Source organism: Mesorhizobium sp. M0077, assembly GCF_040322955.1.
Taxonomy (GTDB): Bacteria; Pseudomonadota; Alphaproteobacteria; order Rhizobiales; family Rhizobiaceae; genus Mesorhizobium.
In genome coordinates, this window is record NZ_JAMYUL010000002.1 from 344751 (window position 1) to 364406 (window position 19656).

Annotated in this window: 25 protein-coding genes; 15 read left to right on the forward strand and 10 right to left on the reverse strand. The window is 62.5% G+C overall.

Translation table 11 applies throughout. The annotated features are described in order from the left end of the window. Nucleotides 1-35 precede the first annotated feature (35 nt). Complete coding sequence (purB, locus tag NKJ57_RS05880) at nucleotides 36-1337, forward strand: adenylosuccinate lyase (protein WP_352511267.1); 1302 nt, start codon at nucleotides 36-38, stop codon at nucleotides 1335-1337. An 8-nt stretch (nucleotides 1338-1345) separates the two neighbouring features. Further along, entirely contained in the window at nucleotides 1346-2074 is a 729-nt protein-coding gene (locus tag NKJ57_RS05885; RefSeq protein ID WP_352511268.1) for a metallophosphoesterase family protein, read from the forward strand. Nucleotides 2075-2089: 15 nt separating this feature from the next. Here the strand turns inward: NKJ57_RS05885 and NKJ57_RS05890 are convergent, their stop codons facing one another. Continuing rightward, nucleotides 2090-2905 carry a VOC family protein gene (locus NKJ57_RS05890; RefSeq protein WP_352511269.1) on the reverse strand — a complete coding sequence of 272 codons (816 nt, stop codon included), beginning with the start codon at nucleotides 2903-2905 and terminating at the stop codon, nucleotides 2090-2092. A 195-nt stretch (nucleotides 2906-3100) separates the two neighbouring features. On the opposite strand from NKJ57_RS05890, the gene NKJ57_RS05895 reads away from it, so the two are divergent. Next, on the forward strand, nucleotides 3101-3655 hold the full coding sequence (locus tag NKJ57_RS05895) for an RBBP9/YdeN family alpha/beta hydrolase (RefSeq protein WP_023754380.1): 555 nt from the start codon (nucleotides 3101-3103) through the stop codon (nucleotides 3653-3655). Between the two features lie 19 nt (nucleotides 3656-3674). On the opposite strand, the gene NKJ57_RS05900 is transcribed toward NKJ57_RS05895, so the two are convergent. Together NKJ57_RS05900 and NKJ57_RS05905 are read right to left on the reverse strand one after the other, a co-directional pair. After that, nucleotides 3675-4448 (reverse strand): HpcH/HpaI aldolase family protein, encoded by a 774-nt coding sequence (locus NKJ57_RS05900; protein ID WP_023690189.1) that lies wholly within the window; start codon nucleotides 4446-4448, stop codon nucleotides 3675-3677. A gap of 127 nt (nucleotides 4449-4575) precedes the next feature. Further along, nucleotides 4576-4896: a DUF1476 domain-containing protein gene (locus tag NKJ57_RS05905; protein WP_023669091.1), complete on the reverse strand. Its 321-nt coding sequence runs from the start codon at nucleotides 4894-4896 to the stop codon at nucleotides 4576-4578. Nucleotides 4897-5171: 275 nt separating this feature from the next. Between NKJ57_RS05905 and purC the strand changes: the two genes are divergently transcribed. From purC to NKJ57_RS05930, 5 genes are all read left to right on the forward strand, one after another. Next, entirely contained in the window at nucleotides 5172-5966 is a 795-nt protein-coding gene (purC, locus tag NKJ57_RS05910) for a phosphoribosylaminoimidazolesuccinocarboxamide synthase (RefSeq protein ID WP_013532127.1), read from the forward strand. 88 nt (nucleotides 5967-6054) lie between these two features. Then, complete coding sequence (gene purS / locus NKJ57_RS05915; protein ID WP_023669092.1) at nucleotides 6055-6297, forward strand: phosphoribosylformylglycinamidine synthase subunit PurS; 243 nt, start codon at nucleotides 6055-6057, stop codon at nucleotides 6295-6297. A 1-nt stretch (nucleotide 6298) separates the two neighbouring features. Beyond that, nucleotides 6299-6967, forward strand: coding sequence for a phosphoribosylformylglycinamidine synthase subunit PurQ (gene purQ, locus NKJ57_RS05920; RefSeq protein WP_352511270.1), 669 nt, complete (start codon nucleotides 6299-6301; stop codon nucleotides 6965-6967). Nucleotides 6968-7008: 41 nt separating this feature from the next. After that, nucleotides 7009-7419 carry a hypothetical protein gene (locus tag NKJ57_RS05925; RefSeq protein ID WP_023825111.1) on the forward strand — a complete coding sequence of 137 codons (411 nt, stop codon included), beginning with the start codon at nucleotides 7009-7011 and terminating at the stop codon, nucleotides 7417-7419. A 5-nt stretch (nucleotides 7420-7424) separates the two neighbouring features. Further along, entirely contained in the window at nucleotides 7425-8069 is a 645-nt protein-coding gene (locus NKJ57_RS05930) for a Pr6Pr family membrane protein (RefSeq protein ID WP_352511271.1), read from the forward strand. A gap of 15 nt (nucleotides 8070-8084) precedes the next feature. On the opposite strand, the gene NKJ57_RS05935 is transcribed toward NKJ57_RS05930, so the two are convergent. Continuing rightward, a complete protein-coding gene (locus NKJ57_RS05935; protein ID WP_023743133.1) occupies nucleotides 8085-8330 on the reverse strand; it encodes a DUF1127 domain-containing protein in 246 nt (81 codons plus the stop codon). A gap of 93 nt (nucleotides 8331-8423) precedes the next feature. Between NKJ57_RS05935 and NKJ57_RS05940 the strand changes: the two genes are divergently transcribed. Then, nucleotides 8424-9833, forward strand: a complete 1410-nt coding sequence (locus NKJ57_RS05940; protein ID WP_023697572.1) for an aminotransferase-like domain-containing protein — start codon at nucleotides 8424-8426, stop codon at nucleotides 9831-9833. Between the two features lie 30 nt (nucleotides 9834-9863). Here NKJ57_RS05940 and NKJ57_RS05945 read toward each other — a convergent pair whose 3' ends face one another. Then, nucleotides 9864-10028: a hypothetical protein gene (locus NKJ57_RS05945; protein WP_023669098.1), complete on the reverse strand. Its 165-nt coding sequence runs from the start codon at nucleotides 10026-10028 to the stop codon at nucleotides 9864-9866. A 189-nt stretch (nucleotides 10029-10217) separates the two neighbouring features. Here NKJ57_RS05945 and purL point away from each other — a divergent pair, with 189 nt between their 5' ends. The 3 genes from purL (at nucleotide 10218) to NKJ57_RS05960 (ending at nucleotide 13303) form a co-directional block, all read left to right on the forward strand. Next, nucleotides 10218-12449, forward strand: a complete 2232-nt coding sequence (purL, locus tag NKJ57_RS05950; protein ID WP_352511273.1) for a phosphoribosylformylglycinamidine synthase subunit PurL — start codon at nucleotides 10218-10220, stop codon at nucleotides 12447-12449. After that, the gene (locus NKJ57_RS05955) at nucleotides 12446-12970 is read left to right on the forward strand and encodes a hypothetical protein (protein ID WP_023751454.1); all 525 of its coding nucleotides are present in this window, start codon (nucleotides 12446-12448) and stop codon (nucleotides 12968-12970) included. Before purL ends, NKJ57_RS05955 begins: the two co-directional genes overlap by 4 nt. A gap of 99 nt (nucleotides 12971-13069) precedes the next feature. Further along, nucleotides 13070-13303: a BolA/IbaG family iron-sulfur metabolism protein gene (locus NKJ57_RS05960; protein WP_023751453.1), complete on the forward strand. Its 234-nt coding sequence runs from the start codon at nucleotides 13070-13072 to the stop codon at nucleotides 13301-13303. 12 nt (nucleotides 13304-13315) lie between these two features. Here NKJ57_RS05960 and NKJ57_RS05965 read toward each other — a convergent pair whose 3' ends face one another. Continuing rightward, nucleotides 13316-14146 (reverse strand): phosphodiester glycosidase family protein, encoded by an 831-nt coding sequence (locus tag NKJ57_RS05965; protein WP_023751452.1) that lies wholly within the window; start codon nucleotides 14144-14146, stop codon nucleotides 13316-13318. Between the two features lie 163 nt (nucleotides 14147-14309). Here NKJ57_RS05965 and grxD point away from each other — a divergent pair, with 163 nt between their 5' ends. Both grxD and NKJ57_RS05975 read left to right on the forward strand, forming a co-directional pair. Then, complete coding sequence (gene grxD, locus NKJ57_RS05970; RefSeq protein WP_023669102.1) at nucleotides 14310-14645, forward strand: Grx4 family monothiol glutaredoxin; 336 nt, start codon at nucleotides 14310-14312, stop codon at nucleotides 14643-14645. 118 nt (nucleotides 14646-14763) lie between these two features. Further along, entirely contained in the window at nucleotides 14764-16032 is a 1269-nt protein-coding gene (locus NKJ57_RS05975) for a multidrug effflux MFS transporter (protein WP_023743137.1), read from the forward strand. A gap of 57 nt (nucleotides 16033-16089) precedes the next feature. Here NKJ57_RS05975 and NKJ57_RS30880 read toward each other — a convergent pair whose 3' ends face one another. The 4 genes from NKJ57_RS30880 to rpsD all read right to left on the reverse strand — a co-directional run bounded on the left by NKJ57_RS30880 (nucleotide 16090) and on the right by rpsD (nucleotide 19015). Further along, nucleotides 16090-16500 (reverse strand): UCP034077 family protein, encoded by a 411-nt coding sequence (locus NKJ57_RS30880; RefSeq protein ID WP_023669104.1) that lies wholly within the window; start codon nucleotides 16498-16500, stop codon nucleotides 16090-16092. An 85-nt stretch (nucleotides 16501-16585) separates the two neighbouring features. Further along, nucleotides 16586-17413 carry an inositol monophosphatase family protein gene (locus tag NKJ57_RS05985; protein WP_352511276.1) on the reverse strand — a complete coding sequence of 276 codons (828 nt, stop codon included), beginning with the start codon at nucleotides 17411-17413 and terminating at the stop codon, nucleotides 16586-16588. Beyond that, nucleotides 17403-18290: a tRNA 2-thiocytidine(32) synthetase TtcA gene (ttcA, locus tag NKJ57_RS05990; RefSeq protein WP_023743139.1), complete on the reverse strand. Its 888-nt coding sequence runs from the start codon at nucleotides 18288-18290 to the stop codon at nucleotides 17403-17405. Before ttcA ends, NKJ57_RS05985 begins: the two co-directional genes overlap by 11 nt. 107 nt (nucleotides 18291-18397) lie before the next feature. Next, entirely contained in the window at nucleotides 18398-19015 is a 618-nt protein-coding gene (gene rpsD / locus NKJ57_RS05995) for a 30S ribosomal protein S4 (RefSeq protein WP_023669107.1), read from the reverse strand. A 386-nt stretch (nucleotides 19016-19401) separates the two neighbouring features. Between rpsD and NKJ57_RS06000 the strand changes: the two genes are divergently transcribed. After that, nucleotides 19402-19602, forward strand: coding sequence for a hypothetical protein (locus tag NKJ57_RS06000; RefSeq protein ID WP_352511277.1), 201 nt, complete (start codon nucleotides 19402-19404; stop codon nucleotides 19600-19602). Nucleotides 19603-19656 lie beyond the last annotated feature (54 nt).

The following is a 19656-nucleotide window of genomic DNA, read 5'->3' on the forward strand; positions in this document are numbered from 1 at the left end:
GGCGCACTTAACCACCGACATATCAGGACTGACGGATGATCCCTCGCTATTCCCGGCCGGAAATGGTCGCCATCTGGTCGCCGGAAACCCGCTTCCGCATCTGGTTCGAAATCGAGGCCCATGCCTGCGATGCGCTGGCTGAGCTCGGCGTCATCCCCAGGGAAGCCGCCAAGACCATCTGGGAAAAGGGCGGCGCCGCCCAATTCGACGTCGGCAAGATCGACGAGATCGAGGCGGTCACCAAGCACGACGTCATCGCTTTCCTCACCCATCTCGCCGAATTCGTCGGGCCGGATGCGCGTTTCATCCACCAGGGCATGACCTCATCGGATGTTCTGGACACCTGCCTTGCGGTGCAGCTCAGCCGCGCCAGCGATATTTTGCTGGCCGACCTCGACGGCCTGCTCGCCGCGCTGAAGCGCCGGGCCTTCGAGCACAAGGACACCGTCACCATCGGCCGCAGCCACGGCATTCATGCCGAGCCGACCACTTTCGGCGTCAAGCTGGCGCAGGCCTATGCCGAGTTCTCACGCTGCCGCGAGCGGCTGGTGCACGCGCGAGAGGATATTGCCACCTGCGCCATATCGGGCGCGATCGGCACCTTCGCCAACATCGATCCCTATGTCGAAGAACATGTGGCGAAAAAGCTTGGGCTCAAGCCGGAGCCGGTGTCGACGCAGGTCATCCCTCGCGACCGCCATGCCATGTTCTTCGCCACGCTCGGCGTCATCGCCTCGTCGGTCGAGCGGCTGGCGACCGAGATCCGCCATCTGCAGCGCACCGAGGTGCTGGAAGCGGAAGAGTATTTTTCGCCGGGCCAGAAGGGCTCGTCGGCAATGCCGCACAAGCGCAACCCGGTGCTGACCGAAAACCTCACCGGCCTTGCCCGCATGGTGCGCTCCATGGCGCTGCCGGCGATGGAGAATGTGGCGCTCTGGCACGAGCGCGACATTTCGCATTCCTCGGTCGAGCGCATGATCGGCCCGGACGCCACGATAACACTCGATTTCGCGCTGTCGCGGTTGACCGGCGTCATCGACAAATTGCTGGTCTATCCCGACAACATGCTGAAGAACATGAACAAGTTCCGTGGCCTTGTGCATTCGCAGCGCGTGCTTTTGGCGCTGACGCAAGCCGGCGTCAGCCGCGAGGACGCCTACCGCCTGGTGCAGCGCAACGCCATGAAGGTATGGGAACATGGCGCTGATTTCCTTGAGGAATTGTTGGCGGACAAGGAAGTCATCGCAGCGCTACCCGAAGCCGAGATCCGCGAGAAATTCGACCTGGGCTATCACACCAAGCATGTCGACACGATCTTCAAGCGGGTTTTCGGATAGGATCTTCCATGCGGCTGGCTGTCCTTTCCGACATCCATGGGAATCTGCGCGCGCTTGAGGCGGTTCATGCGCAGATCAAAGACGCTTCTCCCGACATAATCGTCAATCTGGGCGATTGTCTTTCCGGGCCGCTATGGCCGGAAGAAACTGCGCAATATCTAATTGCACAGAATTGGCCGACCGTGCGCGGCAATCACGACCGTGTGCTGGTCGAGCCGCCTGCTTCCGGGTTGGAAGACGTCGATGCTTTCACCCACCAATGCCTGTCCCAGGCATCATTGACCTGGCTCTCGGCATTGCCGGTCACCCTGTCGCCTGCCCAGGACATCCTGCTTTGCCATGGCAGCCCGAGTGACGACAACGTGTTCCTGCTCGAGGAAGATGGAGGCAGCCACTTCCACCCGTCCAATGAAAAGCAGATCAGGCACAAGCTGGGCAGCGCCGGCGCCGGGCTGACCTTGTGCGGCCATACACATACGCCGCGCGCTGTGCGCTTGTCGGACAACCGGACAATCCTCAATCCCGGCAGTGTCGGCGTCCAGGCATTCCCAGGTTTGACTGTGACCGGCAGTCCGGATGCCCGCTATGCCCTTGCCACGCGCAAGGACAGACAATGGTCGTTTAGCCATCATACGGTCAGCTATGACTGGACCGAAGCATCCGGCCGCGCCACGGCGACCGGATTCGACAGCTGGGCGCATGGGCTGCTGACGGGCTACGCCGCCAATTCCTTGTAAGAACCGAGCAGACGCTCAGCCTGGGGCGCCTGGCACGGTGCGGATCACCGTGCCCCACGGATCTTCCCGTGTGATGTCAGCGGTTGTCTTGTCCGAGCGCATCTCGACCCAGGCCAGCCCTGAGCGGGACGGATCGCGGCGCCCGGCGCCGGCGCTGTGCCACGAATTGCCACCGATATGATGGTGGTAGCCTCCCGACGACAGGAACACCGCCTGCCCTCCATACTTAGCGACCGTGTCGAAGCCAAATTCGTCGTGCCACCAGGCCTCGGCATCTTCCGGCCGGCCGACGCGCAGATGGACATGGCCGATAATGCTGTTTTGCGGCGCGCCCTGCCAGCCGGCGTCACCGGCCGGCACGCTGCCAACCACGGCGGCCAGATTCAGCCGCTCGGTCCCCATGGCGATCTTGTCGCCGTTCCACTTCCACTCCTGCGGCAGACGGTCCCTATAGATTTCAATGCCGTTGCCTTCGGGGTCGGTCAGGTAGAGAGCCTCGCTGACCAGATGGTCGGAGGCGCCCTCGATGCGGATCTTGTTGGCGGCGGCATGGTTTATCCAACGGCCGAGATCGGCGCGGCTGGGCAGAAGGAAAGCGGTGTGGAAAAGGCCGGCGCTGCGCGGATCGTCGGGCTTGGCCGCTGCGTCAGGCTCGATCACCAGCAGCGGGCGCTCGGCAGCGCCCAGCGTGATGGCGCCATCGGCGCGGCTCAATTCCTGCAGGCCGACAACAGCCCGGTAGTAATCGGCAAGTCCTTCGGCGTCGCGCGCCTTCAGGCCCACGCGTGACACGCTGACGGCGGTCGTCGCGGCAAAAGGCAGTTCGCTCATAAAACTCTCCGTTCAGCGCGTTATCCCTAGGGCGCGCCACCAGCCTATTCTGTTGTCCATCTCTTCCCGCTTCAAATCGTCGATCCCGATCGTTCACACAAGATGGAAAGAATCGAACAGGTTGTTCACAATCGTGATGCACCGCATACGTCAGCGCGGGTTGCACGAGACACGGCCGCTCGCTATCTCAGCGCCATGAAAGTCAAAGACGCAGATATTCTGATCGTGCCGGGCTACACCAATTCCGGCCCCGAACACTGGCAGACACGCTGGCAATCGAAACTGTCGACGGCGCGCCGGGTCGAGCAGGCGGAGTGGTCGAAGCCGGTGCGCGAGGACTGGACGACGAGCGTGGCGAACGCTGTCAACGAGGCCGAGCGGCCGGTGGTGATCGTTGCCCATTCCCTCGGTGTGGCGGCCGCGGTGCAGGCCATTCCGCAGTTCAGGAAGCCGGTCGCCGGCGCGTTTTTTGTCGCGCCGCCCGACGTCGCCAACCCGGAGATAAGGCCGCGTCACCTGATGACCTTTGGTCCCTATGCGCGCGAACCGCTGCCCTTCCCGTCCATCGTCATCGCCAGCCGCAACGATCCGTTCTGCGCCTTCGAGGTTGCCGAGGACATTGCCGCTGCCTGGGGTTCGCTGTTCATCGATGCCGGCGAAACCGGTCACCTCAATGAGGAGGCCGGCTTCGGCCCGTGGCCGGAAGGGTCGATGACCTTCGCCAAGTTCCTGACCGACCTCAAGGCCTGACCGGGCAAGGCACCACACCTCAGCCCTTGATCGAATCGTTCATGCTTTTGATGAGTGTCTTTGCGCCGAGCGAAATCAGCGCATGGTCCGAGCCCATCGCCAGCAGCCGGTAGCCCATCGCCACGACGCGGCCGGCAATCGCCGGCTCAACGACGTAGATTGCCGCATGCTTGCCCGCCTTGCGCGTCCGCTCGGCGATGGAGGTGACGGTTTCCATCATGCTTTCCAGCGTCGAATTGACGGTGGCGCCATTCGACCAGGCGATGGAGAAATCCGATGGGCCGAGGAAGATGCCGTCAATGCCCGGCGTGTCGAGGATGCCGTCCAACGCATCGAGTGCGGCGCGCGTTTCGACCATGGCAAAGGCCATGGTGCGTTGATTGGTGTCGCGCAGCCATTCGGCGTGGTCGCCTTTGCCATGGCGCGGAAAAGCATAGGTCGGGCCCCAGGAGCGCTCGCCCATCGGCGGATATTTCATCGCCGCGGCAAAGAGTTTTGCATCGGCCACCGAATTCACCATCGGTGCAATCACCGCCTCGGCACCGAAATCGAGGGCGCGGCTGGCCATGTCGAAGCGGCCGACCGGAATGCGCACCAGCGCCGGCTTGTTGGCGGCCAGCACCGGCACCAGGCCGCGCAAGACCGAGTCTTCGTGGTGTCCGCCATGCTGCATATCGAGGGTGACGGCGTCAAAACCCTGCTTGGCGATGATTTCGACCGTCAAAGCGTCCGGAACGCCGGACCAGGCGGTGAACAGCGTTTCATCCGCCGCCAGGCGTGACTTCAGGGACATGGGTGCTTTCCTCGTTGGGTAGAGCCTTGTAACAGGCCTACGCACAGTTTCAGCCGGAAAAGGCTGAAAAGGCAAAGAAAAACCGCCCGGCTGGACCGGGCGGTCGATTGGTCCAGCGCTACTCGCTCTAGGTGTTCTTGATCTGCTCGATCGCCTGCGCCATCAGTTCGTCCATGGTGCGGCGGATCTGGTGATCCGACTGGTCGACGCCGGCGGCGTCGAAATCCTTGCGGATCTTGCGGAATACGTCGTGATCGCCAGCTTCCTCGATGTCGGAAACCACAACTTCCTTGGCATAGGCGTCGGCGTCAGTGCCGGACTTGCCCAGCTTTTCGGCTGCCCACAGGCCAAGCGCCTTGTTGCGGCGTGCCGAAGCCTTGAAGCGAAGTTCTTCGTCGAAGGCGAATTTGCGCTCAAAACCCTCTTCGCGGTCTTTCATGCTGCTCATGGCTTCCCTCCGATGAAATCGATTCGCGTTGGTGATGGATATGTGTGCTGCCGCAGCACAAACCAAAAGGGCGCGGGCCGGTCAATATGCTACATCGCTTGCTGCGCTGCGGCATTTCATTCCTGAAAGCGGTCGATGGAAAGGATTTGCCGATTGAGCAAACGCTGTGATTGGGATAGACCCGGCATTGAACCCCACCCGTCGCCGCACCAATTTAGGCAGACGGACAGGAACTGGTCGCTTGCCGCCTGCCCGCAAATCCAGAGAAAAATCAGATGAAAAATCGCCGCCGCATTTATGAAGGCAAGGCCAAGATCCTCTATGAGGGACCGGAACCGGGCACACTTATCCAGTTCTTCAAGGATGATGCGACCGCATTCAACAAGAAGAAACATGAGGTCATCGACGGCAAGGGTGTGCTCAACAACCGCATTTCCGAGTACATCTTCAACCATCTGAACCGCATGGGCATTCCGACCCACTTCATCCGCCGGCTCAACATGCGCGAGCAGTTGATCAAGGAAGTCGAGATCATTCCGCTCGAAGTGGTGGTGCGCAATGTCGCCGCCGGCTCGCTTTCCAAGCGCCTCGGCATCGAGGAAGGCACCGTTCTGCCGCGCTCGATCATCGAATTCTATTATAAGGCCGATGCGCTCGACGATCCGATGGTGTCGGAAGAGCACATCACCGCTTTCGGCTGGGCAAGCCCGCAGGAGATCGACGACGTCATGGCGCTGGCCATCCGCGTCAACGACTTCCTCTCCGGCCTGTTCATGGGTGTCGGCATCCAGCTCGTGGATTTCAAGATCGAATGCGGCCGCCTGTTCGAGGGCGACATGATGCGCATCGTCGTTGCCGACGAGATCTCGCCGGATTCGTGCCGGCTGTGGGACGTGGCAACGCAGGACAAGCTCGACAAGGACCGTTTCCGCCGCGATATGGGCGGCCTCGTCGAAGCCTATCAGGAAGTTGCCCGCCGCCTTGGCATCATGAACGAGAACGAGCCGCCGCGCCCGACCGGCCCGGTGCTCGTCGCCTCGACCGATGGCCTCAAAGGCAAGCCGCACTAAGTCTTCATTTCTTGACGCAATTCCGGACGAAAAACCGCTTCAGACTTTTCCTGGAATTGCTAAGTCTTCGAACAGGAACCTGTCCAGCATGATCAAGGCCCGCATCACCGTCACCCTCAAGAACGGCGTGCTCGACCCGCAGGGAAAAGCCATAGAGCACGCTCTGTCCGGACTGGGGTTCGGCGGCGTCGGCCAGGTGCGGCAGGGCAAGGTCTTCGACCTCGAGCTCTCGGAGACCGACAAGGCCAAGGCTGAAGCCGATCTGAAAGCCATGTGCGACAAGCTGCTGGCGAATACGGTGATCGAGAATTACGCGGTGGAGATCGCTTGATATGAAATCAGCTGTCGTTCTTCTCCCCGGCCTCAACCGCGACCGCGACATGATTGCGGCGCTGACCAAGATCTCCGGGCAGGCGCCGGCGACCGTCTGGCAGACCGACACCGAAATCCCCGATGTCGACCTGATCGCCATTCCCGGCGGCTTCTCGTTCGGCGACTATCTGCGTTGCGGCGCCATTGCCGCGCGCATGCCGGTCATGCGGGCGGTGGCGGAAAAGGCGGCCAAGGGCGTCATGGTCATCGGCGTCTGCAACGGCTTCCAGATCCTGGTCGAGGCTGGCCTTTTGCCCGGCGCGCTGATGCGCAATGCCTCGCTGAAATTCGTCTGCCGGGAGGTGAAGCTCGAAATCGCCAACGCCAACACCATGTTCACCCGCCGCTACCAGCCGGGTCAGATCATCCGCACGCCGGTGGCGCATCACGACGGCAATTATTTCGCCGACGCCGACACGCTTGCCTGTCTCGAAGGCGAAGGACAGGTGGTGTTTCGCTATGCCGAGGGCAGCAATCCCAATGGCTCGATGAACGACATTGCCGGTATCGTCAGCGAGAAGGGCAATGTGCTCGGCCTGATGCCGCATCCCGAAAACCTGATCGAGGCCGCGCATGGCGGAAGCGACGGCCGCGCCCTGTTCGAAGGCGCGCTCGGCATCGCCGCCTGATATCTCTTCGAATTCCTTTCAAAACGCGGGGGCGGTTGACCATGAGACTGATGATTGTTCGCCTAGGTCCCCTGGCTGCTGCCGGCTTGGCGTTGGCGTCCTGCCAGTCCAGCCCGAAGAGCGCGCCGGTCCCCACGGGCAAGAGCGCTTCGCTGCTGGCCATGGAACAGGTAGCGATATCGGCCCACAAATGCTGGATCGCCAGCAAGGATCCCGCCTTCAAATCCTATCAGATGGCCAATGAGCTGAATTCGTTCAGCGGCACGCCCCGCTTCCTGCTGGTGCCGGCCAAGCATTATGGCGGCAAGCCGCTGCTGGTCGTCCAGGCGCAAGGCAATTCCAGCCGCGTCGACGTGTTCGGTCCGCTGATGGACGATCCGCTCGGCGCGCGCATCGGATCCGACGTTGCACGCTGGCAAACGGGCAATCCGTCGTGTAACGCGGCCGCCTGACGCCAGTGGGCCGCTTCCTGCAGATTGCGGGATTGATCATCGGTCTGGCCGGGCTTGTCCTGCAAGCGTGCATCACCATCCCGACATCGATGGAAGCCGGCCGCAGTTTTCTCGGCTCCATCGTCTTTCTGTTCAGCTTCTTCACCATCCTGACCAACATCGGTGCAGTGCTGGTCCATGTCTCGCTGCTGTCGCCTTCGGGCTACGCCTGGCTGCCGGCCTTTGCCGGGCCGCGGATGCGGGCGGGCGTGGCGGTGTCAATCGCCCTGGTCTTCATCGTCTATGCCACGGTTCTGGCGCAGCTCTGGCAGCCGCAAGGGCTGTTTCTGCTCTGCGACGTGCTGCTCCATTACGTGACGCCGGTGCTGTTCGTGCTGTGGTGGCTGGTGGCTGGCGCCGACGGCAGGACACGGTGGAGCGACATTTCCTGGTGGATGGCCTATCCGATCGCCTATCTCGCCTACGCGTTGGCGCGCGCGCCGATCGCAGGCGAAGTGCCCTATCCGTTCCTCGACGCCGCCAAGAACGGCGTGGCCAGCGTCGCGCTTGCGGCGCTGGCCGTCACCGGGGTTTTCCTGGTGCTTTGCATCCTCGCCGTGCTTGCCGACAAGGGCGTCTCACGCCTCAGGGCTCCGCGCACCCGTCGTTGACGAACCGGCTCCGGGTCAGTCCCAGAGCCGTCGGATCCCTTCACGGTAGGCGTCGCCACGCGAAACACCGATATCCCTGAGTTGCTCGTCGGTCATTTCGAGCAAAGCCAGGCGGCCGCGACGGCGCTCGATCAGCACGTCGATCCATCGCGCCAGCGATCTGACCACATGCACGATCCGGCCGACAAAGCCTCGCCGGCTGGACGGGCGCGGCCCGACCAATTCAATGCCCGCGCAGCGGATTGTCTCGATTGTATCCATTGTCTTTCTGCCAACCTTGCAAATTGTACCCATCTTGGTACGGTTCTGATATGCATTGACACCCGATCTGGTGCAATATACGGAATTGTCACCATGACAAATTGGCTCCCTGACCTCACCATCGGTTCCGGCCCGCTTTACCAGCGCCTTGCCGACAGCATCGAGTCGGACATCGACAAGGGCGTCATCGATGCCGGGGCAAAATTGCCGCCGCAGCGCGATCTCGCCTATGATATCGGCACGACGGTCGGCACGATCGGCCGAGCCTATCAGCTGCTGCGCGAGCGCGGCCTGGTGAGCGGCGAAGTCGGTCGCGGGACCTATGTGCTGGCGCAGCAATCGGAAGCGTCACCCGAATTCGCCGAGCCTGCCGTGCAAGGCACGCGCTATGTCGATGCGCCGCCCGGCAAGCTGCGTTTCGACAGCACTGCCGCGCCCGACATCGGCCAGGGCGCCATTGTCGCCGACATGCTCTCGCGCACGGTGCAGGATCACCCGCACGAGATTTCGAGCTACACCAGGGATTTTCCGGAGCGCTGGTTCGAGGCCGGCGCCCGCTGGCTGTCGCGCGATTCGTTCCGTCCGGCTGCTGAAACCATCGTTCCCACGCTGGGCACCCATGCCGCGGTGATGGCGGCGATCGCGGCGCTGACCACGCCGGGCGACTATGTCGTCTTCGAGCACCTCACCTATTCGCAGATCGCCCGCAGCGCCGGGCTGATAGGGCGGCGCATAGCACTGGTGGCATCGGACGAAGAAGGCCTCGATCCCGAGGATTTCGAACGCGTCTGCGCGCAAAAGCACCCGAAGATGATCTTCCTGATGCCGACGGTGCAGAACCCGACGCTGGCGATCCTGTCGGTTTCGCGCCGCGAGGCGATCGCCCGCGTCGCGCGCGCGTACAATGTCATCGTCATCGAGGACGATCTCTATGGCGGCCTGACCGAAGATCCGACGCCGCTCATTGCCGAATATGCGCCCGAGCGCACCATTGTCGCCGGCGGTCTGTCGAAATCGGTCGCGGCAGGTGTTCGCGGCGGCTGGCTCTCCTGCCCGCCCGCCTATCGCCATCGCATCCGCGTCGCCCACAAGATGATGACCGGCGGGATGCCGTTCCTGCTGGCGGAGGTGAATGCGCGGCTGGTGCTGTCTGGGCAGGCTGGCGATATCCGCAAACGCAGCATTGCCGAAATTGCCGCCCGCATCGCCATCGTGCGCGAGACACTGGCGGGTTTCGCCTTCAAGTCACACGGCAGCGTGCCCTTCGTCTGGCTGACGCTGCCCGATCCCTGGCTGTCCGGCACGTTCAGGAGCGCATGCCTCGAAAATGGCGTGCTCCTCGACGACGAGGACGAGTTCAAGGCGGGGCGTTCCGAGCAGGTTTTTCACGGCGTGCGTTTCGGCGTCTCGCAGCCAAGGCGGCGCGAGGACATCACCGGCGGCGTCGCGGTGATCCGGCGGCTGCTGGAGGAAGGCCGCGCCGGCTACGACAGTTCGTCCTGACTCGGTCCTCCTGTATCCCGATCTTCAGGTTCAGCCCTCTGCCTTGAAGTTTTTGGCTTCCTTCGCGCCCTTGTCCTTGCCGTGCTTCTCGGCCAGGTCCTTGGCCTGCTTGGGCGAAACGTCGGTGGTCTCGGCAATATGCATGGCCTCCTTGTCGGAGAGGCGATTGTCTTTCTTGCCTTGCTTGGTGGCCATGTCGAAATCTCCTGATTGGTTTGAGGCCTAACGGCCGGGATGCCATAGCGTTCCCCAGCGGCTCCCCGCTACCATCGTCGCCCTGTGGTTTTCCGGCGTTTTTCGTCATCCAATGGGGTGTATCACGCCAAAGCTTGCGATATGAGGGGGACTCAAATTCCCCTCTCCCATGGACATCAATCGCCGCCCATGACCATTTCCAATTCCGTGCCGATCACCCCGGAACTCATCGCCGCGCATGGGCTGAAGCCCGACGAATACCAGCGCATCCTCGACCTGGTCGGGCGCGAACCGAGCTTTACCGAACTCGGCATCTTCTCGGCGATGTGGAATGAGCACTGCTCCTACAAATCCTCGAAGAAATGGCTGCGCACGCTGCCGACCACCGGGCCGCAGGTCATCCAGGGTCCGGGTGAGAACGCCGGCGTGGTCGATATCGGCGACGGCGACTGCGTCGTCTTCAAGATGGAGAGCCACAACCATCCCTCCTACATCGAGCCCTACCAGGGTGCGGCGACCGGCGTCGGCGGCATATTGCGCGATGTCTTCACCATGGGCGCGCGGCCGATTGCGGCGATGAACGCTTTGCGCTTCGGCGCACCGGACCATCCCAAGACCAGGCACCTGGTCAGCGGCGTGGTTTCCGGCGTCGGAGGATACGGCAACGCCTTTGGCGTGCCGACCGTCGGCGGCGAGGTCAATTTCGACGCCCGCTACAACGGCAACATCCTGGTCAACGCCTTTGCCGCCGGCCTCGCCAAGACAGATGCGATCTTCCTGTCGGAAGCCAAGGGCGTCGGCCTGCCGGTCGTCTATCTCGGCGCCAAGACCGGCCGCGACGGCGTCGGCGGCGCCACGATGGCCTCGGCCGAGTTCGACGACAAGATCGACGAGAAGCGCCCGACCGTGCAGGTCGGCGATCCCTTCACGGAAAAATGCCTGCTCGAAGCCTGCCTTGAGCTGATGGCGTCCGGCGCCGTCATCGCCATCCAGGACATGGGTGCGGCCGGCCTCACCTGTTCGGCGGTCGAGATGGGCGCCAAGGGCGACCTCGGCATCGAGCTTCACCTCGACCAGGTGCCGGTGCGCGAAGAGCGCATGAGCGCCTATGAGATGATGCTGTCGGAGAGCCAGGAGCGCATGCTGATGGTGCTGCGCCCCGAGAAGGAAAAGGAAGCCGAGGCGATCTTCCACAAATGGGGCCTCGACTTCGCCATTGTCGGCAAGACCACCGACGATCTGCGCTTCCGCGTCATTCACCAGGGCGACGAGGTCGCCAACCTGCCGATCAAGGACCTTGGCGACAAGGCGCCGGAATATGACCGCCCCTGGGTCGAGCCGAAGAAACCTGCGGCGCTTGCCGCCGGCGATGCGCCGAAGGCCGATGTCGCCGACGCGCTGCTGAAACTGCTCGGCGGGCCGGACCTGTCGTCGCGGCGATGGGTGTGGGAGCAATACGACACGCTGATCCAGGGCAATTCGCTGCAGCTTCCGGGCGGCGACGCCGGCGTGGTGCGCGTCGAAGGCCATCCGACCAAGGCGCTCGCCTTCTCCTCCGACGTGACGCCGCGCTATTGCGAGGCCGACCCGTATGAAGGCGGCAAGCAGGCGGTGGCCGAATGCTGGCGCAACCTTACCGCCACCGGCGCGCTGCCGCTGGCGGCGACGGACAACCTCAATTTCGGCAATCCGGAACGGCCCGAGATCATGGGCCAACTGGTCGGCGCGGTGAAAGGCATTGGCGATGCCTGCCGCGCGCTCGGCTTCCCGATCGTGTCGGGCAATGTCTCGCTCTACAATGAAACCAACGGCCAGGGCATCCTGCCGACGCCGACCATCGGCGGCGTCGGGCTGATTGCCGACTGGTCGAAGATGACCCGTATCGGCTTTGCCGCCGAGGGCCAGATGATCCTGCTGGTCGGCGCACCCGCAAGCTGGGGCAGCCATCTCGGCCAGTCCGCCTATTTCAGGGACATCCATGGCCGTACCGACGGGCCGCCGCCATCCGTCGACCTCGCCCATGAAAAGCGCGTCGGCGACCACGTGCGCGCGCTGATCGCGTCGGGCGTCGTCACCGCGGCGCATGACCTTTCCGATGGCGGCCTTGCGGTGGCCCTGGCCGAAATGGCGATCGCGTCCGGCATCGGCGCCACCATTCCGGGGCTCGCCGGCACCGACCCGATCCCGGTCTGGTTCGGCGAAGACCAGGGCCGCTACCTCCTGACGCTGTCCGTCGATCCGCAGAGCAAGGAATGGGACGCCATCCGCGAGGAACAGAGCAAGCTCGGCATCTTTGCGCCATGGATCGGCTCGACCGGTGGAAACGAACTGAAGCTCGGCGATGCCAGGGCGATCCCGGTCAGCGAATTGACCGCCACCCACGAAGGCTGGTTCCCGAACTTCATGGACAAGTCCAGTTGACCAGCCTGGCAGCCCGGACGCTGATCGCAGTCGTCTTCTGGCCGTCGCTGTTCTTCTTCTGGTTCCTTGGGCCGTTCGTCTTTTTCCTGCTGTCGACGACCTCGAGCGAGGTCTGTCCGCTGCTGGAAAGGCGTGACCAGTTCCTTGAGGCGGCCAATGGCACACTGCAGATGCTGGCCTTGCAAAGTCTGATCTATGCGATCCCCATCGTCTGCCTGGTGCTGTGGAGCCGCCTTTTGCCGAACCCGGCGCGCGCAAGGCATGTCGCCACCTGCATCAAGCTCTTTGCGATTGCGGTCATTACCGGCGCGCTGTGGGAATACGGGTCATCGCTGATCTGCGACGGCTATGGCCAACCATTCTTTTCGCCCTTGTGGCAGATGACCAGCTATCTCCCGATTATCAACCTGGCGCTCAACATCCCGCTCTATGTCCTGGTGTTCAGCCTTGGCCGGGGGTTCTCGACCCGCGACGACATTACCGAAGATGGTGTGGTTCACCCGCGGCAGGATGGCCCTTAGACACTGCGTCGCCGACAGAACGGCTTCAACCCGAACCAGAAAGGCTTTAGGCTGCCGTGCGAGTCACTCGTGCCTAGCCGCCCAGAACAGGATTTTGCCATGGCAATGGATGCCCACGACATCGAAAAACTGATCAAGGACGGGATTCCGGACGCCAAGGTGACGATCCGCGACCTCGCCGGTGACGGCGATCACTATGCAGCCGAAGTGGTGGCCGAAAGCTTCCGCGGAAAGAGCCGCGTCCAGCAGCACCAAATGGTCTATGATGCGCTGAAGGGCAATATGGGCGGCGTGCTGCACGCGCTGGCCCTGCAGACCAGCGTGCCGGAGTGAAGCCAGACTGGCCTACTGTTTCTGCGGCTGCTTCGCCGACACTGACGTGATCGGCTTCGCCGACACTGAGATGATCGGGCCCGCCGGGTATTTTCCGCCGACGATCATTCTTTTCCCATCCGACAGCGCGGAGACCGCGCCGTCGAGGAACAGCGCGTTGCGGCATTGTAGCGCGTCGCGAAACAGCCGCGCAAAGCTGCCGAAACTGACCTCAGACCGCGAGATCGCCAGCACAACGGTGTTTTCATCGCGCACGCCGACACCGTTGCGGATGTAGCGCGAGGTTCCGTTCCGCTCGAAGCGTGGATGAATCTGGCCGTCGATCACCAGCATCGGGCCCGACTGCGTGGCGAAGGCGACATCGGGTTTGGCGACGGCATAGGCGTTGCTTTCCATGACAGCCGCCTTGCCGTCATTGCCCACCAGAAAGACGCCGTTCGGTTTCAGGAAGAAATTGCCTTCGCCGTCGGCAAGATTGAGCCGTGACTTTTCGCTGCCGTTCTCGACCAGCAGGCCGACCGGCGACAAATCCTCGTGATACATGCCGCCATTCATGGCGAGCTGCACCGGCCTCCCCTCGCCCGCAACCGCCTTGTCGAAGGCTTCGAGCGAACCAAAAGGCTTGCCATCGGCGCCGGCGTGGAAAACACCGATGCTGTCGGCGCGAAGATCGGTCTCGCAGACGACATAGGTCACCGCCTCGAAGGCGACATTCCGGCAAGGCGCGGGCAGGTCACCGCCAATGACCAGCGGCGGCGGCTCCGGGCGTCTCGGCCACCAGACAACGGCAATCGCCGCCAGCAGGATGGCGATCGGAAGGGCGGCACCATATCGTCTTTTCATCATGTTCCGAAGGTTGCAATCGGCTCGGATGCTTGGCCCAAGACAGGCGATCCTTTGCGCCATTTCCGCGACGGCGGCGCAAACATCTTGTTTCGGCCCATCTATGGGTTTATTTGATGGCTATGCTTCGAGCCTGACTCCCACAGGCGTGAAAGGATATCTCATGAGCGGCATCAACGACTACATCGACAGCGAAGTGAAGGGCAACGACGTCGTCCTTTTCATGAAGGGCACGCCCGGTTTTCCGCAGTGCGGCTTTTCCGGCCAGGTCGTCCAGATCCTCGATTACATCGGCGCCGACTATAAGGGCGTCGACGTGCTGACCTCGGCCGAACTGCGCCAGGGCATCAAGGAATATTCGAACTGGCCGACGATCCCCCAGCTCTACGTCAAGGGCGAATTCGTTGGCGGCTGCGACATCATCCGCGAAATGTTCCAGGCGGGCGAGTTGCAGACGTTGCTCGTCGACAAGGGCGTCAGCGTCAAAGCGACAGCCTGATTCTGAGTTGAGACGGGGCAGCCCCGCCCCGGCAAAATGTTACCTCCCCCTATCGGAGTGAGGACGAACTTATGCGCCGGCATGCCGGCGCATATTCGTTTTGAAGATCGGACCCGCCGTGGACCAGCCAGCAAAAGCGCCGCAACAGGCACGCAAATTGCCTATTCCGCGCTGGGAATTCATCGCGCTGTGCGCGGCACTGATGGCGTTGAACTCGCTGGCCATCGACATCATGCTGCCGGCACTGCAGCAAATCGGCGCCACGCTCGGCGTCGAAAATGAAAACCACCGCCAATATGTGATCACCGCCTATATGCTCGGCTTCGGCGGCGGACAGCTTTTCTTCGGGCCGATTTCGGACCGGTTCGGGCGCCGCGCGCCATTGGTCGCCGGGCTGGCGATCTATGTCGTGGCGGCTGCGGCCGCGGCCATCGCCCCGTCCTTCGCCATCCTGTTGCTGTGCCGGCTTGTGCAAGGTATCGGTGCTGCCGCCACACGCGTCATCGCCGTCTCGATCGTGCGCGATACGTTCGACGGCAGGCGCATGGCCGAGGTGATGTCGCTGATCTTCATGGTGTTCATGGCCATCCCGGTGATCGCGCCCGGGATCGGCCAGGTCATCATGCTGTTCGCAACCTGGCACTGGATCTTCGTCACCATGGCGGTCGGGGCGCTGATCGTGTCGGCGTGGTCGCTGCTGCGCCTGCCGGAGACTCTTCATCCCGAACATCGCCGGCCGTTGACTGTCTCTTCGGTGATCGACGGCTTCCGCATCGTGCTCACAAACCGCCTCACGCTCTGCTATGCTTTCGCCAGCACCTTCATCTTCGCCGCCATGTTCGGCTTCATCATCTCCGCGCAGCAGATCTATATCGACATCTTCCACGTCGGCGAGCTATTCCCGGTCATCTTCGCCGGCGTTGCGGGCGTGCTGGCCTTCTCGAACTACCTCAACTCGCGGCTGGTCGGACGGGTCGGCATGCGCCGGCTGTCGCAAGGCGCGCTGCTTCTGTTCCTGTGCATCAGCCTTGCCTGGCTGGTCGTCTCGCTCGAAATGAACATGCCGCTCTGGCTGTTCATCACCTTCTTTGCCTCTGCGATGCTGCCTTTCGGCGGGCTCGGCGCGAATTTCAACGCGCTCGCGATGGAGCCGCTCGGCGAGCTCGCCGGCACCGCCGCATCCATTCTGGGCTTCATGCAGACCTTTCTCGGCGCCATCATCGGCGCGCAGATCGGCCAGGCCTTCAATGGCACGGTGACACCGCTGGCCGCAGGGTTCTGCAGCGTCTCGGTTGCGGCCCTGCTGATGATCCTGATCGCCGAGCGCGGCAAGATGTTCCAGCCGCACAACCCACCCATTTCAGGGCACGTCACCGACCTGCATTGAGCGACGCGCCTTGAGATTGTTGGTCTCAAAACCGCATCCACCTTTATGCGACGCGTTTCAGGATGCGCCGCCAATCACTGCCGTGAAACGAGGGAACAGCGGGCGCCCTGCGATGGCGCCACCCATGCTGTCCGAAAGAGGCATCGGCAGAGCCTTGTCGAGAGCTTCGAGCACGGATGACACAAAGACCCGGTTGAGCGAGGCATCATCTCCCATATGGGAGAAAGTGGCGCGCGGTTTGCCCATCAGCGTGCCGTTTTTGCGAATTGAGAAACTCAGCGTCAGGGTCATGCCAGCACTTCCAGGCGGCGGCTGCCAACAGGCAAAGATCGCGGAAAACATCTCGTCTATGGTATCGACGGGATCGCGACTGCCGCACGCCCGTTCCTGCGATCTTGCCTCAGTGGCGCCAGCGGCGGCCAAGGCAAGTGCAAGCGCTGTTGCAACAATTGCGGACCGATGTTTCATTTCGCAGCTTCCGACTTCGCGAGAGATTGGACACTATAACAGAGCCAATATACTTGACGAAAGCCTCTACCAGCAGTTGGACCGATTATTGCGCCCAGAGTTCCCTGCGCAACTCCTGCCAGCTTTCCTTGTCCGGGGCGACAAGAATGCCGCCGTCGACATGCGAGGGCAGATAGGCGCTGCCGTCGATCCGCGCGGTGTAGCCGCCGGCCTCGGCGTGGATCAGCACACCGACCAGATGGTCCCACGGCATCAGTTTGTTGTAGACGACGAAATGGGCATGGCCGCTGGCCAGAAGACGGTATTCATGTGCCGCGCAGCGATAGCCGAACTGCGACAGGGTCTTGGTCTGGTTGCGCGCCAGGAGCGAGCGTTGCGGTTCCGCCAGATATTGCCAGGAGACGGAGCCGGTCATCTGCGAGATCGGCACGGCATCGGCGACATGCACCGTCTCCAGCGCGCCATGCGCATGGCGGATATGGCTGCCGGCGCCCTTGGCGCCGATCAGCCAGTCCCGGCCTACGGGGTCATGGATGATACCGGCGACGGTTTCGCCCTTGACGACGACGCTCAGCATGACGCCGAACAGCGGCACGCCGGAGGCGAAGTTGAAGGTGCCGTCGACCGGGTCGACGACGAAGGCGAGGTCGGCATCGCCGAGCCCCTGAAGCAGCGCCGGATTGTCGGAACAGGCTTCCTCGCCGACGATCATCGCCGTGGGATAGCGCTCGCGCAGCCTGGCCGTGATCAGCCGCTCGGCGTTGATGTCGGCCTCGGTCACCAGGTCGGCAGCCGAGGTCTTCTGTCTGATGTCGCCCTCGCCCAGCCGGCGAAAGCGTGGCATGATTTCGGCCTTGGCTGCATCGGCGAGAAGCTCCGCCAGCCAGTCGATCGCTTGGTCGTCAAATATCATCGGAAATGTCTTGTCCTGTGCTGAGGCTGCCATTGAGGGCGGCAAAATCGAACAGCTTTCTGTCGAGCAGATGCGAGGGCCTGGTGTTGGACAGCGCGCGCAGCATCGTGTCCTTGCGGCCCGGCATGCGCTTTTCCATATCGTCCAGCATCGCCTTCGTGGCGTTGCGCTGCAGGCCTTCCTGGCTGCCGCAGAGATCGCAGGGAATGATCGGGAATTTCATCGCGGCGGCGAATTTCTCCAGATCGACCTCGGCGCAGTAGCTCAGCGGCCGCAGCACCATGACGTCGCCGTCGTCGTTGAGCAGCTTTGGCGGCATGGCGGCAAGGCGGCCGCCATGGAACAGATTCATGAAGAAGGTTTCGAGAATGTCCTCGCGGTGGTGGCCGAGCACCAGCGCCGAACAGCCCTCCTCGCGCGCGATGCGATAGAGATGGCCGCGCCGCAGCCGCGAGCACAGCGAACAATAGGTGCTGCCCTGAGGCAGCTTGTCGGTGACCACCGAATAGGTGTCCTGATACTCGATGCGATGGGCAATGCCATGCGCATCGAGGTAATCGGGCAAAATGTGCTTCGGGAAATTCGGCTGGCCCTGGTCGAGATTGCAGGCCAGCAGCTCGACCGGCAGCAGCCCGCGCCATTTGAGATCGAGCAGCACGGCCAGCAGCCCGTAGGAATCCTTGCCGCCGGACAAGGCCACCAGCCAGCGGTCGCCGGGCCTCGCCATGGCGAAATCATCGACCGCCTGACGGGTCAACCGCAACAGCCGCTTGCGCAGTTTGTTGAACTCGACGGAAGACGGCACGTCGGCAAACAGCGGATGGAAGCCGCCTTCAGCAATCGGTTCAACTGTTTCGATGTCTGCCAGCATGTTCATGGCTTGTCGCTTTCCATAGCCGAGAGTGCCGGATTAGCGGACATGGCCGACAAAGAAAAGGCCGCCTCGACGGGCGGCCCTTTCCGGTATCGCAGAAAAGCGATCGATCAGCGCGAATAGAATTCGACGACCAAGTTCGGCTCCATCTGCACGGCGAACGGAACGTCGGCCAGGCCGGGGATGCGCGAGAAGGTCGCGACCATCTTGTTGTGATCGACTTCGATATAGTCCGGCACGTCGCGCTCGGCGAGGCCGACCGCTTCCAGCACGATGACCAGCTGCTTCGACTTTTCGCGCACTTCGACGACGTCGCCCGGCTTGCAACGGTACGAGCCGATGTTGACGCGCTTGCCGTTGACGTTGACGTGGCCGTGGTTGACGAACTGGCGAGCCGCGAAAATGGTCGGCACGAACTTGGAGCGGTAGACGACCGCGTCGAGACGCGACTCGAGCAGGCCGATCAGGTTCTCGGAGGTGTCGCCCTTGCGGCGATCAGCCTCTTCATAGACCTTGCGGAACTGCTTTTCGGAGACATCACCATAGTGACCCTTCAGCTTCTGCTTGGCGCGCAGCTGCAGGCCGAAATCGGAAAGCTTGCCCTTGCGGCGCTGGCCGTGCTGGCCGGGGCCGTATTCACGCTTGTTGACCGGGGACTTCGGGCGGCCCCAGATGTTTTCGCCGAGACGGCGGTCGATCTTGTACTTCGCGGATTCGCGCTTGCTCATCGCATTCCCTTTCAAAACAAACCACCCGGAGCCTCATGGTCCGGGTGAAGGAAACGCGCCCTCCTCTGGCCTCCGTTTTCGAGGCCTGACAGGGTTTTCCCACGCAACGCGGCGGAAAACCCACGGGACACGTCAGTCTAGACAAAACCCAGGAAACGATAAACCTGCTTTCCCGGGCTTGCCATGCAAAAGAAACAACCGGGCATTGCGGCCCGGTGTTGGTGCGCTCGTTAAACGGAGATTTGAGCAGAGTCAAGCGCGTCGCTGGCGCTGGGCCCGGCAACCATATCACGTCTTTGGCGTTGAGTGCCGTGCCGGATGCGGCGGGAGGTTGTTGCGCCGACGGCATTTAGGAAGGGACTGGAGCCAAAGGAGCCCGAAGTCGCATGAAGAAGTTTTTCCTCTCGTTGGTCGGTGCAGCCGTCCTGGCCGGGACGATGTCGATCGCCGTGCCCGAGCCAGCGATGGCCAAGCATTGGCAGGGCCACAAGCATCGTCAGACCTGCCATGTCGTGGTGAAGAAGAAGGTCATCTGGCGGCATGGCCACAAGAAGGTCATCCGCTACAAGGTGATGCGCTGCTGGTGACGTCAGGGGTTTCGGGCTTGGCCTGAACCGAAGAAGCCCGTGGTTTCGGCCACG

Coding starts and splice junctions, on each gene's coding strand:
- purB (WP_352511267.1), top strand. CDS start 36: ATGATCCCTCGCTATTCCCGGCCGGAAATGGTCGCCATCTGGTCGCCG.
- NKJ57_RS05885 (WP_352511268.1), top strand. CDS start 1,346: ATGCGGCTGGCTGTCCTTTCCGACATCCATGGGAATCTGCGCGCGCTT.
- NKJ57_RS05890 (WP_352511269.1), bottom strand. CDS start 2,905: ATGAGCGAACTGCCTTTTGCCGCGACGACCGCCGTCAGCGTGTCACGC.
- NKJ57_RS05895 (WP_023754380.1), top strand. CDS start 3,101: ATGAAAGTCAAAGACGCAGATATTCTGATCGTGCCGGGCTACACCAAT.
- NKJ57_RS05900 (WP_023690189.1), bottom strand. CDS start 4,448: ATGTCCCTGAAGTCACGCCTGGCGGCGGATGAAACGCTGTTCACCGCC.
- NKJ57_RS05905 (WP_023669091.1), bottom strand. CDS start 4,896: ATGAGCAGCATGAAAGACCGCGAAGAGGGTTTTGAGCGCAAATTCGCC.
- purC (WP_013532127.1), top strand. CDS start 5,172: ATGAAAAATCGCCGCCGCATTTATGAAGGCAAGGCCAAGATCCTCTAT.
- purS (WP_023669092.1), top strand. CDS start 6,055: ATGATCAAGGCCCGCATCACCGTCACCCTCAAGAACGGCGTGCTCGAC.
- purQ (WP_352511270.1), top strand. CDS start 6,299: ATGAAATCAGCTGTCGTTCTTCTCCCCGGCCTCAACCGCGACCGCGAC.
- NKJ57_RS05925 (WP_023825111.1), top strand. CDS start 7,009: ATGAGACTGATGATTGTTCGCCTAGGTCCCCTGGCTGCTGCCGGCTTG.
- NKJ57_RS05935 (WP_023743133.1), bottom strand. CDS start 8,330: ATGGATACAATCGAGACAATCCGCTGCGCGGGCATTGAATTGGTCGGG.
- NKJ57_RS05940 (WP_023697572.1), top strand. CDS start 8,424: ATGACAAATTGGCTCCCTGACCTCACCATCGGTTCCGGCCCGCTTTAC.
- NKJ57_RS05945 (WP_023669098.1), bottom strand. CDS start 10,028: ATGGCCACCAAGCAAGGCAAGAAAGACAATCGCCTCTCCGACAAGGAG.
- purL (WP_352511273.1), top strand. CDS start 10,218: ATGACCATTTCCAATTCCGTGCCGATCACCCCGGAACTCATCGCCGCG.
- NKJ57_RS05960 (WP_023751453.1), top strand. CDS start 13,070: ATGGCAATGGATGCCCACGACATCGAAAAACTGATCAAGGACGGGATT.
- NKJ57_RS05965 (WP_023751452.1), bottom strand. CDS start 14,146: ATGAAAAGACGATATGGTGCCGCCCTTCCGATCGCCATCCTGCTGGCG.
- grxD (WP_023669102.1), top strand. CDS start 14,310: ATGAGCGGCATCAACGACTACATCGACAGCGAAGTGAAGGGCAACGAC.
- NKJ57_RS30880 (WP_023669104.1), bottom strand. CDS start 16,500: ATGAAACATCGGTCCGCAATTGTTGCAACAGCGCTTGCACTTGCCTTG.
- NKJ57_RS05985 (WP_352511276.1), bottom strand. CDS start 17,413: ATGATATTTGACGACCAAGCGATCGACTGGCTGGCGGAGCTTCTCGCC.
- ttcA (WP_023743139.1), bottom strand. CDS start 18,290: ATGAACATGCTGGCAGACATCGAAACAGTTGAACCGATTGCTGAAGGC.
- rpsD (WP_023669107.1), bottom strand. CDS start 19,015: ATGAGCAAGCGCGAATCCGCGAAGTACAAGATCGACCGCCGTCTCGGC.
- NKJ57_RS06000 (WP_352511277.1), top strand. CDS start 19,402: ATGAAGAAGTTTTTCCTCTCGTTGGTCGGTGCAGCCGTCCTGGCCGGG.